Origin of the sequence: Rhizobium sp. BK619, from assembly GCF_014195245.1 — a bacterium.
GTDB lineage: Bacteria > Pseudomonadota > Alphaproteobacteria > Rhizobiales > Rhizobiaceae > Rhizobium > Rhizobium acidisoli.
This window is the reverse complement of the sequence record NZ_JACIBH010000003.1, coordinates 447,167-459,876: the sequence shown is the minus strand read 5'-3', so window position 1 is coordinate 459,876 and position 12,710 is coordinate 447,167. Positions and strand designations below refer to the sequence as shown.

The 12,710-nt window shown below is 63.4% G+C and carries 13 protein-coding genes; 2 read left to right on the top strand and 11 right to left on the bottom strand.

The features are described from left to right. Positions 1 to 25 precede the first annotated feature (25 nt). The 6 genes from FHX14_RS08015 to FHX14_RS07990 form a co-directional block, all read right to left on the bottom strand. On the bottom strand, positions 26 to 1,204 hold the full coding sequence (locus tag FHX14_RS08015) for a GGDEF domain-containing protein (protein WP_184376789.1): 1,179 nt from the start codon (positions 1,202 to 1,204) through the stop codon (positions 26 to 28). A gap of 179 nt (positions 1,205 to 1,383) precedes the next feature. Further along, positions 1,384 to 2,424, bottom strand: a complete 1,041-nt coding sequence (gene pyrC, locus FHX14_RS08010) for a dihydroorotase (RefSeq protein ID WP_184376788.1) — start codon at positions 2,422 to 2,424, stop codon at positions 1,384 to 1,386. Positions 2,425 to 2,495: 71 nt separating this feature from the next. Continuing rightward, positions 2,496 to 3,128 carry a nucleoside triphosphate hydrolase gene (locus tag FHX14_RS08005; RefSeq protein WP_012556463.1) on the bottom strand — a complete coding sequence of 211 codons (633 nt, stop codon included), beginning with the start codon at positions 3,126 to 3,128 and terminating at the stop codon, positions 2,496 to 2,498. Next, positions 3,125 to 3,922: an ATP-binding cassette domain-containing protein gene (locus tag FHX14_RS08000; protein ID WP_184376787.1), complete on the bottom strand. Its 798-nt coding sequence runs from the start codon at positions 3,920 to 3,922 to the stop codon at positions 3,125 to 3,127. Before FHX14_RS08000 ends, FHX14_RS08005 begins: the two co-directional genes overlap by 4 nt. Before the next feature lie 2 nt (positions 3,923 to 3,924). Further along, entirely contained in the window at positions 3,925 to 4,989 is a 1,065-nt protein-coding gene (locus FHX14_RS07995) for an ABC transporter permease (protein ID WP_184376786.1), read from the bottom strand. 155 nt (positions 4,990 to 5,144) lie between these two features. Next, positions 5,145 to 6,164 carry a sugar ABC transporter substrate-binding protein gene (locus FHX14_RS07990; RefSeq protein ID WP_003570686.1) on the bottom strand — a complete coding sequence of 340 codons (1,020 nt, stop codon included), beginning with the start codon at positions 6,162 to 6,164 and terminating at the stop codon, positions 5,145 to 5,147. Positions 6,165 to 6,391: 227 nt separating this feature from the next. Between FHX14_RS07990 and FHX14_RS07985 the strand changes: the two genes are divergently transcribed. After that, positions 6,392 to 7,639: an ROK family transcriptional regulator gene (locus tag FHX14_RS07985; RefSeq protein ID WP_179612613.1), complete on the top strand. Its 1,248-nt coding sequence runs from the start codon at positions 6,392 to 6,394 to the stop codon at positions 7,637 to 7,639. Next, on the top strand, positions 7,623 to 8,099 hold the full coding sequence (locus tag FHX14_RS07980) for an RbsD/FucU domain-containing protein (protein WP_054182250.1): 477 nt from the start codon (positions 7,623 to 7,625) through the stop codon (positions 8,097 to 8,099). The genes FHX14_RS07985 and FHX14_RS07980 overlap by 17 nt, the downstream gene beginning before the upstream one ends. 14 nt (positions 8,100 to 8,113) lie before the next feature. Here the strand turns inward: FHX14_RS07980 and FHX14_RS07975 are convergent, their stop codons facing one another. Genes FHX14_RS07975 through FHX14_RS07955 form a run of 5 tightly spaced genes read right to left on the bottom strand, consistent with a single transcriptional unit; the run spans position 8,114 to position 12,656 of the window. Further along, the gene (locus FHX14_RS07975) at positions 8,114 to 9,337 is read right to left on the bottom strand and encodes an FAD-dependent oxidoreductase (protein WP_184376785.1); all 1,224 of its coding nucleotides are present in this window, start codon (positions 9,335 to 9,337) and stop codon (positions 8,114 to 8,116) included. A gap of 1 nt (position 9,338) precedes the next feature. Beyond that, positions 9,339 to 10,562, bottom strand: a complete 1,224-nt coding sequence (locus tag FHX14_RS07970) for an Atu1372/SO_1960 family protein (protein WP_184376784.1) — start codon at positions 10,560 to 10,562, stop codon at positions 9,339 to 9,341. A 20-nt stretch (positions 10,563 to 10,582) separates the two neighbouring features. Further along, positions 10,583 to 11,242 (bottom strand): amino acid ABC transporter permease, encoded by a 660-nt coding sequence (locus tag FHX14_RS07965; RefSeq protein WP_184376783.1) that lies wholly within the window; start codon positions 11,240 to 11,242, stop codon positions 10,583 to 10,585. Further along, positions 11,239 to 11,898 carry an amino acid ABC transporter permease gene (locus tag FHX14_RS07960; RefSeq protein ID WP_184376782.1) on the bottom strand — a complete coding sequence of 220 codons (660 nt, stop codon included), beginning with the start codon at positions 11,896 to 11,898 and terminating at the stop codon, positions 11,239 to 11,241. Before FHX14_RS07960 ends, FHX14_RS07965 begins: the two co-directional genes overlap by 4 nt. Before the next feature lie 5 nt (positions 11,899 to 11,903). Next, on the bottom strand, positions 11,904 to 12,656 hold the full coding sequence (locus FHX14_RS07955; protein WP_179612616.1) for an amino acid ABC transporter ATP-binding protein: 753 nt from the start codon (positions 12,654 to 12,656) through the stop codon (positions 11,904 to 11,906). Positions 12,657 to 12,710 lie beyond the last annotated feature (54 nt).

Below are 12,710 nucleotides of genomic sequence, written 5' to 3'. Positions count from 1 at the left end.
ATATTATGAGGGGAGCGGTCAGGAATCAAGACGCCGTGCGCGACGCCTCGACCGGAACCGCCTGCAGGTGGCCGGCAAGCTCGACGCGGTTGCGGCCGCCCCGCTTGGCGGCATAGAGCGCCTTGTCGGCGGCACTCAGCATGGCGTCGAAATCCAGGCTCTTGGCGCGCCCGGGCGCAACGCCGACGCTGACGGTGCATGTCAGCACCTCGTCGTCGATCTCAATCTCGCGCGCTTCGAAAGCCCTGCGGATGCGCTCGGCCGCCAGCTCTGCCCGGCCGGGCATGGTTTCCTTCAGCACCAGCGCGAACTCCTCACCGCCCAACCGTGCGGCGATGTCACCGGCGCGGCAATGGGCGGCGAGTTCGCCGGCGAAGGCCTTGATCACCCGGTCGCCGCTCGCATGGCCGAAGCGGTCGTTGACCGATTTGAAGTGGTCGATATCGAAGACGATGACGGCGGTGGTCGAGCCCATCGGACGCGTGCCGTATTGATCGAACAGGGCGCGGCGGTTGAGCAGCCCGGTCAGCGGATCGGTGATCGCCTCGAGCCGATGGCGGGCGGCAAGCCGCCACTGATGCAGCGCCAGCGACAGGGCGCCGATCCCGGTCATGCCGGCGATGCAGACGGCAAGGCTCAGATCCTCGGCCCAGTTGCTTGGCGCCTTGCCGAGCACCAGCTTGCCGTCGGAGATCAGCACGGCGGCGCAAAGCACGAAGGAGATCCCCGTCAGCGTATAGAGCGCCGTGATGCCGAGGATCGGCGCCGGCGCCTCGGCGCGAGCAAGCCAATATTGCCGGGCGGTGGCAAAGAGCAGCAGGGCGATGGCAAGATTGTCCGATATGAAGGCCAGGCCGTCATAACCCGATAACAGCGGCACGATGGAGAAGGTCATCGCCGCCAAGGCGCGGATCGCAATGCCCGGCAATGGCAGGCGGCCGGTGAGAAACTGTCGGCCGGCACCCCAGATGGTGGCGAAACCGGCATGGAACAGCACGAAATTGGCAATGCCGAACCCTATCTCCGGCCTGTCCACATAGCCGCTGTAGACAAAAATGCCGCTGACGACGAAGACCAGGCCGACGGTGGCGGTGAGCAGCACGGTTTCGGCCCGGCGGACGAGCCAGCCGCCCATCAAGGTCACGGCAAGGCATGCTGTCGACACGCCGAGCGCCAGCAAGAGGGAGTTATAGTCAAGCATCATGCTTTTCAGTCTCCGCAGGTGTTTTCCCGCCGGATGATCGGCAGCCTATGTCCGCGTGAGAAATGTCTTATGCATCCGTTAACAAATGATGCATTGCACAATGAAAATGTTATGCGCCTAACGTCGGCGCACAACTTTAATGAATATTCTATTTAAAATTGATAACGGGGCCGCAGCACCTACGCCACAACGTGCCAATGCAGCGGATACATCGGATCGAACACCGTCACCGAACCGGCGCCGGTTTCTATCTTGGCGGGAAAAACGACCGGCTCGGCCTGCTTGGACAAGGTGATGCGTTCCTCGTTCGGCTGAAGCCCGTACCAGGCCGGTCCGTTGAGCGAGGTGAAGGCTTCAAGCCTGTCCAGCGCACCCTCCTCCTCGAAGACATGGGCAAGGCAGCTCATCGTGTTGATCGAGGTGTAGATGCCGGCGCAGCCGCAGGCGCATTCCTTCAGCGGGTCGACATGCGGGGCGGAATCGGTGCCGAGGAAGAAGCGGGCGTCACCGCTCACGGCGGCGGCGCGCAGCGCAAGCCGATGGTTCTCGCGCTTGGCGACCGGCAGGCAATAATAATGCGGGCGAATGCCGCCGACGAGGATGGCGTTGCGGTTGATGATCAGATGATGGGTGGTGATCGAGCCGGCAAGATTGGCCTTGGCCGCCTTGATGTAGTCGATACCATCCGATGTCGTCACATGCTCCATCGTCACCTTCAGCTCCGGCAGGCGCCGGCGCAGCGGATCGAGCACGGTGTCGATGAAGACGGCTTCGCGATCGAAGATATCGACCTCAGGTGTCGTCACTTCGCCATGGACGCAGAGCGGCAAGCCAATCGCAGCCATGCGCTCCAGCACCGGCATCGCCTTTTCCATGTCGCGCACACCGCCATGCGAATTGGTGGTGGCGCCGGCCGGATAAAGCTTGACGGCGGTGATGAGGCCGCTCCTGGCGCCGGCCTCGACATCGTCAGGGCTAGTATGCTCGGTGAGATAAAGCGTCATCAGCGGCTGGAAACCATGGCCGGCCGGCAGCGCCTTCAGGATGCGCTCGCGATAGGCCGTCGCATCCGACGTGGTGACGACGGGCGGCACGAGATTGGGCATGATGATGGCGCGGGCGAAGGTGCGGCTCGTATCGGCGATCACGCCTTCCAGCATGGCGCCATCGCGCAGATGCAGGTGCCAGTCGTCAGGGCGGCGGATGGTGATCGATTGCATGGCAGGCCTCCGAAGCGATGCGTCTGCGGCCTGATACCACCATCCGTCATATTAAGACAATCGTCGCGGCCTTACGCCAGCGCGATCTCCAGCGTCACATCGGCCGGACGGCGGTTTTCGAGGATTAGCCGGCCGTTCGGCAGGTCGTTGCCGTAGACCTTGGCGCTGGCGGCCTCCTCGCTCAGATTATAACCGCGCCAGCGCGCCCAGAGCCGCTCCTCGAGCACCTCCATCGGCGGCGCCAGCATGATGGTGTAATCGAAGATCCCGTCGAGTTCAGCCCATTTTCCCTCTGTGAAGAGCAGATAGTTGCCCTCGACGATGATGAAACGGTCCTTCGGATCGATCGGCCGGGCCGATGCGATGGCGAGTTCCCGGGAGCGGTCGAAGACCGGCACGAGAACTTCCTGATCGGCCGGCCTGACGGCACGGACAATATCGAGGAAGCCCCGGACATCGAAGGTTTCGGGAATGCCCTTGCGGGCCAAGAGCCCGCGTTCGATCAGGATGGCGTTGTCCATGTGGAAGCCGTCCATCGGCAGGACCGCGGCGCTTTCGCCTCTGGCCTTCAACGCCGCCGCCAGATTGTCGGCCATGGTCGACTTGCCGGAACCCGGCGGGCCGGCAATGCCGATGAGGAAGCGTCTGGAATCACCGGCGCGGTTGATGACCTCGCCGGCGATTTCCTCGGTGCTGACCGTCATGCCGCAACGGGCTCCGTCGGCACTGCCTTCGCGCCTGTCATGAAGGCGACGGCGTCGGACATGGTGTATTCCTTGGGATCGATCACCGTCAGGCGACGGCCGAGGCGGTGGATATGGATCCGGTCGGCCACCTCGAAGACATGCGGCATGTTGTGCGAGATCAGCACGATCGGCAGGCCGCGGGCTCTGACGTCGAGGATCAGTTCCAGGACGCGGCGACTTTCCTTGACGCCGAGGGCTGCCGTCGGTTCGTCCATGATGATGACCTTGGAGCCGAAGGCGGCGGCGCGGGCGACCGCGACACCCTGGCGCTGACCGCCGGAGAGGGTTTCCACCGCCTGGTTGATGTTCTGAATGGTCATCAGGCCGAGTTCAGACAGCTTGTTGCGCGCCAGCTTTTCCATGGCCGGCCGGTCGAGCATGCGGAACATCGAGCCGAGCATGCCCGGTTTGCGGATCTCGCGGCCGAGGAACATGTTGTCGGCGATCGACAGCGCCGGCGACAGAGCCAGGTTCTGATAGACGGTTTCGATGCCGGCATCGCGCGCTTCCATCGGCGAGCGGAACTGCACCTGCTTGCCTTCGAGGGTGATCACCCCCTCGTCGGGGGTAACGGCGCCTGAAATCGCCTTGATCAGCGAGGACTTGCCGGCGCCGTTATCGCCGATGACGGCGAGGATTTCGCCGGGGTAGAGGTCGAAATCGGCATTGTCGAGGGCGGTCACGCGGCCGTAGCGCTTGACGAGACCCCGGGCAGTGAGAAGGGGGGCAGTGAGAAGGGGTTCGCGAGCCATGATTACACCGAAACCTTTCTGATCCACTGGTCGATGGCGACGGCGGCAATGATCAGCACGCCGGTCAAAAGGACTTTCCATTGCGGGTCGGCGCCGAGCATATTGAGGCCCATCGAGACGACGCCGACGATCATCGCGCCGAACAGCGTGCCGAGAATGGAACCGCGGCCGCCGAAGAGCGAGATGCCGCCGATCACCGTCGCGGTGATCGCCTGCAGGTTATAGTCGGTGACCGCCGAGGAGGGCGAGATCGAGCCGTTGCGGCCGATCGAGACCCAGGCGGCGAAGGCGGCGATGACGCCCGAGATGGTGTAGACGGTGAGCAGCACCTTCTTGGTCTGGATGCCGGAGAGCTTGGCCGCCTCAGGATCGTCGCCGACCGCATAGACATGCCGGCCCCAAGCGGTGTGATTGAGCACATACCAGAGCACCAGGACGAGCAGCACCATGGCGATGACGCCGAGGGTGAGCACGGCAGTGCCTGCCTTGAAACTCAAGGCGAACAGATGCAGCAGCGGCGCCTGTTCGTCGACATCGGTGTCGCGGATCGTCTCGTTGGCGGAATAGATGAAATTCGTCGCCATGACGATATTCCAGGTGCCGAGCGTGACGATGAAGGGCGGCAGTTTCATGTAGGCAACGAGGAAGCCGTTCAGCAAGCCGCAAAGGCCGCCGACGAGGAGGCCGCCGATAACGGCGATCGGCGTCGGTATGCCGTAGGTGATGGCGACATTGCCCATGATGACAGCCGAGATCACCATGATGACGCCGATCGAAAGATCGATGCCGGCGGTCAGGATGACCAGCGTCTGGGCGGCGCCGAGAATGCCGACGATGGCGATCTGCTGCAGGATCAGCGTCAGCGTATAGGACGAGAAGAACCGTCCGCCGATGGTGGCCCCGAAAATGATGATCGCCAGCACCAGCACGATCAGCGGCACGGCGGCCGGCGTCGAGTGCAGAAAATGCTGGGCGCGCTTGATCAGCGAGACATCCTGGTGCTCGAAGGAGGCGACGTTCTTGTCGCTGCCGTCGAGGACACGTTCGAATTCCTGAGTTCCGGTCATGGTTCCTCCTCCGCATCCGTGCGCCGAACTCGCACGGGGGCCGTCACCGATATCCTTCCGGTCTATTCTGAGCCGGTTCGTGGGGCGACGGTACATCGTCCGTCGAAAACGGCCGGGGATCAAGCCCCGGCCGCTCTAGTTTCAAGAGATTGGGCTCAGCCCCAGCACTTGTCCGTGCCTTCCTTGGTGTCGATCGACTTGACGCCGGAAACCGGCTTGTCGGTGACGAGCGAGACGCCGGTGTCGAAGAAGGACTTGCCTTCGGTCGGCTTCGGCTTTTCGCCGCTATCGGCGAACTTCTTGATCGCCTCGATACCGAGCGACGCCATCAGCAGCGGATATTGCTGCGAGGTGGCACCGATGACGCCTTCCTTGACCGACTTCACACCCGGGCAACCGCCGTCGACCGAGACGATCAGCACGTTCTTTTCCATGCCGACGGCCTTCAGCGCCTGATAGGCGCCGACAGCGGCCGGCTCGTTGATCGTGTGGATGACGTTGATGCCCGGATCCTTCTGCAGAAGGTTTTCCATGGCCTTGCGGCCGCCTTCTTCATTGCCGTTGGTCACGTCGTGACCGACGATGCGCTTGTCGTCTTCGTCGCCGATCTTGTCCGGGTTCTTCGGGTCGATGCCGAAGCCCATCATGAAGCCCTGGTCACGGAGAACGTCGACGGTCGGCTGCGACGGGGTCAGGTCGAGGAAGCCGACCTTGGCGTCCTTGGCCTTGTCGCCCATGGTTTCCTTGGCCCACTGGCCGATCAGCTTGCCGGCGAGCAGGTTGTCGGTGGCGAAGGTGGCGTCGGCAGCATCGGCCGGCTCGAGCGGCGTGTCGAGAGCGATGACCAGCAGGCCGGCGTCGCGGGCCTTCTTGACCGCAGGCACGATGCCCTTGGTGTCCGAAGCCGTGAGCAGAATGCCCTTGGCGCCGTCGGCGATGCAGCTTTCGATCGCGGCAACCTGGCTTTCGCTGTCACCGTCGATCTTGCCGGCATAGGACTTCAGCGAGACGCCGAGTTCCTTGGCCTTGGCCGTCGCACCTTCCTTCATCTTGACGAAGAAGGGGTTGGTGTCGGTCTTGGTGATCAGGCAGGCGGAAACATCCGCCGCCATCGCCGGAGCGGAAAAGGCGACACCAAGCGCGAGCGCGCCGAAAGCGAGAACTGATTTCTTCATGGAACTCCTCCCAGAGTTTGCCGGCACCGCCCGTGCGGGCCGGAATTTTAAGATATGACACTTCGCCGTGGATTGTTAAGCTTCCAAAGCCGTCCCGTGCCCTTGACGAGGGCAATTAAGAGCGAAAAGAAATCGGCTTGTCAATAAATAAATCCAATTGAATTATTAATTCGATGTGGCATGCTCGATCGAATTAGGGCATAGGCCAACAATCGGGAGGAGCGGCCATGTCGTCTTTGGATGGACCGGAACACACGCCGGTCCCGCCGCCAATTCTAAATCCGGCCGGCGGTGCGAACCAGGTCAGGGTCCGGGCCTATAACGAACGGCTCGTGCTGTCGCTGGTGCGTCTCTACGGTGCGCTGTCGAAGGCCGATATCGCGCGCCGCAGCGGGCTGTCGGCGCAGACCGTCTCGGTGATCATGCGGGTGCTGGAGAAGGAAGGGCTGCTGTCACGCGGGGCGCCGGTGCGCGGCCGTGTGGGACAGCCGTCGATCCCGATGCATCTCAATGCCGACGCCGTCTATTCCTTCGGCCTGAAGATGGGCCGGCGCAGCGCCGATCTGGTGCTGATGGATTTCGTCGGCCGCATCCGCATGCAGCTGCACCGCACCTATGCCTATCCGCTGCCGGAAGAAATCCTCGCCTTCGTCACTTCGGGCATCCAGGAGCTCGAAGACCGGCTCGACGACAAGCAGCGCAGCCGCATTGCCGGGCTCGGCATTGCCGCCCCCTTCGAGCTCTGGAACTGGGCCGAAGAAGTGGGCGCGCCGCCTGGAGCCATGGAGGTCTGGCGCGATGTCGACCTGCAAGCCGACATCGCCGCGCGCGTCTCCCATCCGGTCTTCATGCAGAACGATGCGACCAGCGCCTGCGGGGCCGAACTGGTGTTCGGCGTCGGGCCGTCCTACCCGGATTTCGTCTATTTCTTCATCGGCTCCTTCATCGGCGGCGGCATCGTGCTCAATTCGGCGATCTTTTCCGGCCGCACCGGCACGGCCGGCGCAATCGGGCCGCTGCCGGTGCGCGGAAAGAGCGGCGAGACGATGCAGCTGCTTGAAATCGCCTCGATCTTCGTGCTCGAAAACATGCTGCGCGAGCGCGGCATCGATCCCGAACCGCTGTGGTATTCGGCCGACGACTGGGTGGATTTCGGCGAGCCGATGGAGACCTGGATCCAGGACAGCGCCAAGGCGCTGGCGCAGGCGATCGTCGCCGCCGCCTCGATCGTCGATTTCAGCGCCGCCGTCATCGACGGCGGTTTTCCCCAGTGGGTGCGCAGCCGCGTGGTGCAGGCCACCATCGACGAAGCCGCCAAACTCGACCTGCAGGGCGTCGTCATGCCCGAAATCATCGAGGGCGCAGTCGGCGCCCAGGCACGCGCCATCGGCGGCGCCAGCCTGCCGATCTTTGCGCGTTACCTCACCGACCAGAACGTACTCTTCAAGGAGGTAGACCATGCTGAAAGGACTTGATCCGCTGTTGAGCCCGGAGCTGCTTTTTACGCTTCGGGCCATGGGCCACGGCGACGAGATCGCCATCGTCGACGGCAATTATCCGGGCGTCGAACATGCGCGCCGGCTGATCCGGCTCGACGGCCACCACCTCGTGCCGGTGCTCAACGCCGTGCTCAGCGTGATGCCGATCGACGATTTCGTGCCCGAGGCGATCTTCCGCTCGACCGTCAAGGCCGAGCGCGACAAACTCGACCCGGTGCATGAGGAGATGATCGACTGCTGCGCCCGCCACGAGCCGCACCGGCAGGTGGTGCCGCTGCTCGGCCCGGATTTCTACGGTCGGGTGAAGGCCGCCCATGCGGTGATCCAGACCGCAGAGCCGAGGCTCTACGCCAATATCATCCTACGCAAGGGGGTGATCTATCCGAAAGAACCAGGCGCGCAGTCGGCGGCCGGGGTAGATCCGTTCGTTTACTAGCGATCGTCTGGTCGTCATCTCGTCTGTGTGGCGATCAGGTCAACCATTTTTCGGGCCGAGCCCAATGCCAGGGTCCAGCCGAGCATTCCGTGGCCGGTGTTGATGTAAACACCTTTCAGATGCTCGGAGGGGCCGATGATCGGGCGGGATGACGGGGTCATCGGCCGCTCGCCCGACCAACGCATCAGAGCGACGCTGCTATCGAAGAGATGCGGCAGGACACCGGCGGCTGCGCTGCGCAGCGCTTCGAATCGTGCTGGGTCGAAGCCCGCGCCCGGGCGGTCGATATCGGCAAGACCGGCGACGCGGAAACGATCCCCGATCGATGCAAAAGCCAGCTTGCGTTTGACGTCGGTGAGACTGATGGCGGGTGCGGCAGCGGTCCGCGGCACGGTCAGCGAATAGCCTCTCACCGGACGCACCGGGCGAACCTCCGGCAGCTCCGCAGCAAGCAGACGGACCTGTGCGCCCGCAGCGACGACGGCAGCATCGACCGCGAGTTCCTCCCGGTCGTTGAACCTCACGGCTGCAAGCCTGTCCGCCTCTCGCGAGAAGCCCGCCACTTTCCGGCCGAAGAGCAGCGACACCCGGTAGTGCTGTGCAATATGGTGTGTCAACTGACGGCAAAAACCGGCTGCATCGCCGAGCGCATCACCCGGCGTGTAGACCGCACCGGCGATTTCGCCTTGGTAACCGGCAAGAGCAGGCTCGATTTCCTGGGCTTCTGCGCGCGACAGCATGTGCTGCTCGAATCCGAGTGCATTTTTCCGCGAGACGGCCGACTGGGCCGCGGCAAAGCTGCGCTGATCCGGGTAGAGATGCAGCTTTCCCGCAAGCCGGTAGTCGAAGGAAAGACCGGTTTCCGCCAGCAGCAATGCGAGTTCGCGGCGCGACTCTCCGGCGAGTTCCAGAATGGCCCGGGTATTGCTCCACCATCGCGAAAATGGTGCGTTGGCGAGGAAGCGCAGCCCCCAGAGAAAAAAATCCGGGTCGAGCTGCCAGCGAATCCGGAACGCCGGATCGCGGCCCAGCGCAATGGCCGGCAAATGCCGGAGCAGTCCGGGAGATGCCATCGCATCGCCATAGGCCCAGGAGAGCTGTGCGGCGTTGCCGGCGCTGGCGCCGCTGCCGGGTTCGGCTGCTGCATCGATAAGCGTCACATCGTGCCCTGCCTTGGCCAGAAGATAGGCCGAGGAAACGCCGATCACGCCGGCGCCGATGACCGCGATGCGCGCCATGTCACACCTCGTTTCCCACAAGCGCGGTCAGCTCGATTTCGACCGGAACGCCCCGCGGAAGGGATGACACGCCGATCGCAATGCGGGCATGCTCCCACCGATCCGGAAAGAGATCGCGCAGCAGTTCGGACGCGCCGTCGGCGACCGCCCCGTGGCGGGTAAAATCATCCGTTGCGGCAACATAGCCGGCAAGCCGCACGAAGCCGTGCACCTTGTCGAACCCACCGCTGGCGCGCTCGAGCTGAGCAAGCACGTTGAGAAGGCAGATCCGCGCGCATTCGCGGCCCTCCTCGATCGAGATATCCGCCCCGAGCCGACCGGTGCGCCAAACGGCTCCACCGGCCACCGGCACCTGACCGGACACGGTGACGATATTGCCGGTTCGCACAGCGCCGGCGAAAGCCCCAGGCGGCATTGCGGCTTCCGGCAAAGTGAGGCCGAGGGCGGCAAGGCGCCGGTGCACGGCATCGCTTCCGCTCATGCCGGGCTCAGCCCTTCTGCTTTCCCCGGCTTCGGCGCTGCGCGCGACAAAAGCCTTGAGAATTTCGAGATCGAGGGCCGTCAGACGGTATTCCGGATGCCACTGGACGCCCAGGCAAAATGCCTCGGTCTCGCCCTCGAATGCCTCGATGATCCCATCGGGTGCCCGCGCGATGACACGAAAGCGCCCGTGACCGGACAGCGCATGGCGGTGCAGGCTGTTGACCCGGGTCGGCCCTGTCCCGACCCAGCCGGCAAGCAGGCTGCCCGGCTCGACGATGATCTCGTGCGCCAGTTCATCGGGCAGGTCCTGCGGGATGTGCGAAATGCCGGTCGCCGGAAGCTCGCTGAGGAACTCGCCGCCAAGGCACTCGCCGATCAGCTGCATGCCATGGCAGATACCGAGGAGCGGCTTGCCTCTCGTCAGCGCCTTGGCCACCAGCTGACGCTCGAAGTCGCGGCGCCGATCGGCCACTTCGGCACCCGGCCGGGAGCCGGTCAGAACGATACCATCGGCAAACGCCAGCGCCGCCTCGATGTTTTCGGCGTCATAGGGCAGGATCAGCGGGACCCCGCCGGCGCTGGTGATTGCTTCGGCATAGTTCGAGCGCACCACATATTCGCACTCGGTCGGCTGTTGCGGCGTCTCGCCGAGATCGGGCGTTATGAGAATGAGGGGGCGGGCCTTGCGTGCGGATGCGGCGGGAAACGCAGTGACCGCGGCAACGGTCATATCGGTGGTCATGATCTGAACCTTGTGATGAATTAGCGGGCGGGCATGGCAAGCCGGCGGGAGACGACCGAAAACGGCCAGGCGATCGCGAAGTAGCAGAGGCCGACCGCCACATAGATCTGCAGCGGCAGGAAATACTCTGTCGCCATCGCCCGGCCGGTTAGAACCAGTTCGTTGACGGTGATCAGCGATGCGAGCGAGGAATCTTTGAGAAGCGCGACAAAGGTGACGATCATCGGGGCCAGGATGACGCGGACGACCTGCGGAAAGATGATCAGCCGGAAGCTCTGAACCGGCGTGAGACCGACGGCCAGGGCCGCCTCGCCCTGCCCCGCCGGGATCGCCTTCAGTCCGGCCCGGAAGAGTTCGGCGATCTGAGCCGCAAAACACAGCGCCAAACCTGCGATCGCCGCGCCGAAAGCATCGAAGACGATCCCAATGCCCGGCAGGCCGAAGTAAAGCAGAAACAGCACCGCGAGCAGCGGCACGCCGCGCACGACCGTTACATAAAGGGCCGCGAAATGGCGTAGCGCCGCTAAGCCTGATCTCTGGCAGAGCGAAAGCAACAGACCGAGCACGAGCGCCAGAGCAAAGGCGCACACGGAAAGCACTGCCGTATTTACCATTGCTCGCAACAACAAGGGCAGCCATTCGCCACCATAGTCGCGGTAGGGTGCGAAAAACCCGCTCATCCTTTCAGTCTCCCGTAACGCCTTTCGAGGAATTTCGTCGCCTGCATCAATGGCAGGCTCAGCAGCAGATAGAGTGCCGCCGCCGTCGCGTAGATCATCGTAGTCTGGAAGGACGAGGTGACCATGGAGCGGGCGAAGAACATGATTTCAGGCGCTGCGATGGCCGAGACGACGGAGGTGTCCTTGAGGAGCTGCACCGCGTAATTCCCGAGCGCCGGTAGCGCGATCCGCATGGCCTGCGGCGTCAAGATTTCGAAAATCGTCTGGAGCGGCGTCAGACCTGCAGCAAGCGACGCCTCCGCCTGGCCTTTTGGCAAAGAGGCGAAACCGGCGCGGAAGATCGATGAGGTAATGGCTGCGCCGATCAACCCGAGACCCAAAATGGCGGCGGTGATTGACGTCAGCCTGACGCCAATGCTGGCAAGCCCGAAATAGAGGATGAACAGATGCGTCAGGGCCGGCACGTTGCAGAGGATTTCGCAATAGGCATCGATCGCCAGATTGACGACCCTGATCGCTGTGAATTGCCTGACGAGAGCAAGAAGAAAGCCGATGCCGGTTGCAAAAGCCAGCGAGGCCAGCGTCACCAGGACGGTTACCCCAAGCCCGGCGGCAAGCCCCTGGACGACAGAGAAGAATAGCGAAAATCCGCTCATGGCGCCTAGTGCCGGATCTTGTTGAGAAAGGCTTGCGTGCGTGCCTCGCGCGGCGCGGTAATAACCTGGCGCGCCGGTCCGGCCTCGACGATCTTTCCGCCGTCGAGGAACAGCACCCGATCCGCGATGTCGCGGGCAAAGGCAATCTCGTGCGTGACGATCAGCATCGTGCGTCCTTCGGCGGCGAGCTCTTCCATCACTTTCAGAACTTCGTGGACCAATTCGGGATCAAGAGCGGAGGTCGGTTCGTCGAAAAGCATGAGTTTCGGCTTCTGGGCGAGCGCCCGGGCGATCGCCACACGCTGCTGCTGGCCGCCGGACAGCTCCAGCGGTGAGGCATCGGCGCGATGCGTCATGTGCACTTTCGCCAGCATCTCCAGGGCCAATTCGCGTGCCTCGGCGGCAGACAGGCCGCGGACCTTGCGTGCGGCGATCGCAACGTTTTCCGTCACCGAGAGATGCGGCCAGAGATTGAAGAGCTGGAAGACCATGCCCATCTCGGCGCGCTGTGGCGCAAGCTGCCGGTCTCTCATCACCTGGCCGTTGCGAACGCCGATCCGCTCGCCATCGAGGCTAATCTCACCGGCACTCGGTTTCTCCAAAAAATTCATGCAGCGCAGACAGGTAGATTTCCCGGAGCCCGAGGGGCCGATCAGGGCAATCTTCTCGCCGGGTGCGACGGTAAAATCGATCCCCTTCAGGACTTCGACCGGGCCATAACTCTTGCGCAGGCCCGCCACGCTCAAAAGCGCATTCATCGCCGTTTCCTTGTGCTGTTGTGTCTTGGCGAAGAGGTCGGATGAAAGCCGCTT

Bases quoted from the DNA above. Each gene is read 5' to 3' on its own strand.
- FHX14_RS08015 (WP_184376789.1), bottom strand. From the start codon at position 1,204: ATGATGCTTGACTATAACTCCCTCTTGCTGGCGCTCGGCGTGTCGACA.
- pyrC (WP_184376788.1), bottom strand. From the start codon at position 2,424: ATGCAATCGATCACCATCCGCCGCCCTGACGACTGGCACCTGCATCTG.
- FHX14_RS08005 (WP_012556463.1), bottom strand. From the start codon at position 3,128: ATGACGGTCAGCACCGAGGAAATCGCCGGCGAGGTCATCAACCGCGCC.
- FHX14_RS08000 (WP_184376787.1), bottom strand. From the start codon at position 3,922: ATGGCTCGCGAACCCCTTCTCACTGCCCCCCTTCTCACTGCCCGGGGT.
- FHX14_RS07995 (WP_184376786.1), bottom strand. From the start codon at position 4,989: ATGACCGGAACTCAGGAATTCGAACGTGTCCTCGACGGCAGCGACAAG.
- FHX14_RS07990 (WP_003570686.1), bottom strand. From the start codon at position 6,164: ATGAAGAAATCAGTTCTCGCTTTCGGCGCGCTCGCGCTTGGTGTCGCC.
- FHX14_RS07985 (WP_179612613.1), top strand. From the start codon at position 6,392: ATGTCGTCTTTGGATGGACCGGAACACACGCCGGTCCCGCCGCCAATT.
- FHX14_RS07980 (WP_054182250.1), top strand. From the start codon at position 7,623: ATGCTGAAAGGACTTGATCCGCTGTTGAGCCCGGAGCTGCTTTTTACG.
- FHX14_RS07975 (WP_184376785.1), bottom strand. From the start codon at position 9,337: ATGGCGCGCATCGCGGTCATCGGCGCCGGCGTGATCGGCGTTTCCTCG.
- FHX14_RS07970 (WP_184376784.1), bottom strand. From the start codon at position 10,562: ATGACCACCGATATGACCGTTGCCGCGGTCACTGCGTTTCCCGCCGCA.
- FHX14_RS07965 (WP_184376783.1), bottom strand. From the start codon at position 11,242: ATGAGCGGGTTTTTCGCACCCTACCGCGACTATGGTGGCGAATGGCTG.
- FHX14_RS07960 (WP_184376782.1), bottom strand. From the start codon at position 11,898: ATGAGCGGATTTTCGCTATTCTTCTCTGTCGTCCAGGGGCTTGCCGCC.
- FHX14_RS07955 (WP_179612616.1), bottom strand. From the start codon at position 12,656: ATGAATGCGCTTTTGAGCGTGGCGGGCCTGCGCAAGAGTTATGGCCCG.